Raw genomic sequence first — 2,816 nt, forward strand, 5'->3', positions numbered from 1 at the left:
GTCACGGAGCCCGGTTCGCGCTGGCCGATCCTACGACCTGGCGCGATCCCGACAGCGACACCGAGCACACCACCCGCCGCTACGGCACCGCCCGCGTCCGCGTCTGGCACCGTCTGCACCCCCGCGTGTGGCGACGCTGCGCCTGGAGCGACCATCAGGGCCAACTCCCCATCATCGAAGGGACTTTGATCCGCCTCGACGTCGACCACCTGCCCTCCGGCGGCACCCCGAAGCCGGTCTGGCTGTGGTTCTCCGATCCCACACCCTCCGCCACGGACACCGACACCGCCTGGCACGCGTTCCTGCGGCGCTTCGACCTGGAGCACACCTTCCGCTTCCTCAAGCAGACCCTGGGCTGGACCCGTCCCCGCCTACGCGAACCCGCTGCGGCCGACCGCTGGACCCACCTGGTCCTGGCCGCCCACACCCAGCTCCGCCTCGCCAGAGCACTGTCCGCCGACCTTCGCCGACCGTGGGAGCGACCCCAGTCCGCTGAGCGCCTCACCCCCGCCCGGGTCCGGCGCGGGTTCCGCAACATCCGCACGACCCTGCCATGCCCAGCCGCTGTTGCGAGACCCTCCCGACCCGGACCCGGGCGCCCACCTGGTCGGCCCAACCGCCACCGAGCCCCCGCCTACGACGTCGGACTCGCCCTGGTCACCAACCAGTAGCGAACAGGCAGGCGAGAGTCCGAACGCGACAGAAGATGATCACTGGAGGTAAAACGACAAGCTTAGTGGCTGTTGTCGTTCCGATCTTGAGGAGTGTTGATCGAACGGGAGTCTCGATCGGGTGACTGTGGCGATAGCCGTGCATGAAAGCAGGGCCTCTTGGTAGCTCGAAGGGTGTCTACGCCAACAAGCTTTCCAGGAGGCCCTGTTGTTGCAGTCTTTCGCAGTTGCGGCAGCGGAGTCCAGTTCGGTCACTCGCGCGTGTGACTGCCTGGCTCACCGGTTCGGAAACGCCGGCGACAACGGGGTGCGCGAGCGGCGCTATCCGACGGACATGTCGGATGCCGAGTGGGCGGTGGTGAGGCCGCTGCTGCCGGTGCCGGGCTGGCTGCAAGGGCGGGGCGGGCAGCCGGAGGCGTACTGCCACCGGACGATGCTGGACGCGATCCACTACCTGGTCGACAACGGCACGAAGTGGCGGGCGATGCCGGCCGACTTCCCGCCGTGGGAGCGGGTCTACGCGTTCTTCCGCCGCTGGCGCGACCTGGGTCTGGTCCGGGAGTTCCACGACCGGCTGCGCGGCAAGGTCCGCGAGAAGGCCGGGCGGGATCCGGAGCCGAGCGCGGGCGTGATCGACTCCCAGTCGGTCAAGGCGGACGCCGTCGTCGGCTCCGACAGTCGCGGCTTCGACGGCGGCAAGCTGATCAACGGCCGCAAGCGGCACGTCGTGGTCGACACCCTCGGCCTGCTGCTCGCGGTGATGGTCACCGCCGCGGACACCGGTGACCGCGCCGCCGCCCAGGTCCTGCTCGCCCAAGTGGCCGCCGCGCACCACCTGCTGGTCCTGGTCTGGGCCGACGGCGGCTACACCGGCAGCCTCGTCGAGTACTGCCTCACAGCCCTCGCCCTGGTCCTCGCCATCGTCAAACGCAGCGACGACATGCGCGGCTTCGTCGTGCTGCCCAAGCGCTGGATCGTCGAACGGTTCTTCGCGCACCTGATGCAAAGTCGCCGCCTCGTGCGCGACTTCGAGCGATCCACCAGCAGTTCCGAGGCGATGGTCTACTGGTCCATGACCCTGCTCATGACCCGCCGCTTTGCCCGGCCACGCCCTTCGTGAGCGTGAACCGACCCGGCGCCGACTCGACCAGCCACCCCCGGGCCACCAACCGCTTCGCCTTCGACCGCAACGCCTCCACCTTCCCGGGTACCGCTTCCAGACCGAAGCCGATAGCCAACTCCTGGCACGTCAAGGGACCTTGACCGAGCCGGTCGCGGTCTGCCAGGACCTGCACGATCCGCTGGTAGTCCACCGAAAGTGCCGACCAGGCCAGCCCGACGCGCCACATCGGCACCACCGATTTCGGCTTCGCCGCGTCCGGGGCCTCGGGCCGCATCCCCGGTTCACCCGGATCCCGCAGGTCCTCCGAGGAGCCAGGGCCGGCCGCACCGCCGTCGGTCGGGGCCAGCACCTCGCCGACCCGCGAGCGGGCGATGACCCACTCGTTCCAGTCTCGCTCGGCCACGGCCAGCTCGGCCTGGATACGGTCGGCCTCCTCCCGCAACTCGTCCACACGACGGCGAGCAGCGAGCTCTCGCTGTTCCAGCAACCCCACGATCGACGGCATCTGCGACCTCCACCAGAGCAACGACACGACACGTCACCACTCTCACGAGACCGCCGACCCTATGCCTGACCAGCGAGAACGCAGTCCTCAAGCCCGGAAAGACAACAGCCACTTAGCTTTCCGCCCCTTTGGGCGCGGCCGACGACGGCGAAGCCCCAGCCGGGGCGCAGACAGGAGGCGGGGCGCGCGCCGGAGGAAGGCCGGCGCCGCCCGCGCTCTGCGCGGTCACCCCGAACCTTGTGTGAGGCTGCTGTTTCAGTAGTTCAGGAGGCCGGGAATCAACGCCGGATCTCCGATCCGCCGTAGATGTGCCTTCCCCCTGGGCTCCGCCCATCGCCCCGCCGAGCGGAGCGAGGCACTTGAACCAGTAGCGAAACTCGTAACAGCGACCTTCACACCAAGTCCCCTGCCCTGCATCCCCATGAAGTTGCCCCGGTTTGATGGACAACCTTCCGCTTTGGGACACTGGGTCCCGCAAGGAGGAGTTCATCGTGCCAAGGACGCGTCCGGCCTACCC

General features: G+C 68.8%; 2 protein-coding genes and 1 pseudogene. 2 read left to right on the forward strand and 1 reads right to left on the reverse strand.

What is annotated here, in order from left to right:
- Nucleotides 1-671, forward strand: a pseudogene (locus tag ACGF12_RS38210) (transposase); the annotation flags it as partial.
- A 334-nt stretch (nt 672-1,005) separates the two neighbouring features.
- Nucleotides 1,006-1,791: an IS5 family transposase gene (locus ACGF12_RS38215; RefSeq protein ID WP_393041158.1), complete on the forward strand. Its 786-nt coding sequence runs from the start codon at nt 1,006-1,008 to the stop codon at nt 1,789-1,791.
- On the opposite strand, the gene ACGF12_RS38220 is transcribed toward ACGF12_RS38215, so the two are convergent.
- A complete protein-coding gene (locus ACGF12_RS38220) occupies nt 1,754-2,299 on the reverse strand; it encodes a hypothetical protein (RefSeq protein ID WP_393041160.1) in 546 nt (181 codons plus the stop codon). The two genes, ACGF12_RS38215 and ACGF12_RS38220, sit on opposite strands and share 38 nt — an antisense overlap.
- Between the last annotated feature and the right edge of the window lie 517 nt (nt 2,300-2,816).

Origin of the sequence: Kitasatospora sp. NPDC048296 (assembly GCF_043201815.1) — a bacterium.
GTDB lineage: Bacteria > Actinomycetota > Actinomycetes > Streptomycetales > Streptomycetaceae > Kitasatospora.

Excerpts from the sequence above, each read along its gene's own strand:
- ACGF12_RS38220 (WP_393041160.1), bottom strand. The coding sequence starts at position 2,299 with ATGCCGTCGATCGTGGGGTTGCTGGAACAGCGAGAGCTCGCTGCTCGC.
- ACGF12_RS38215 (WP_393041158.1), top strand. The coding sequence starts at position 1,006 with ATGTCGGATGCCGAGTGGGCGGTGGTGAGGCCGCTGCTGCCGGTGCCG.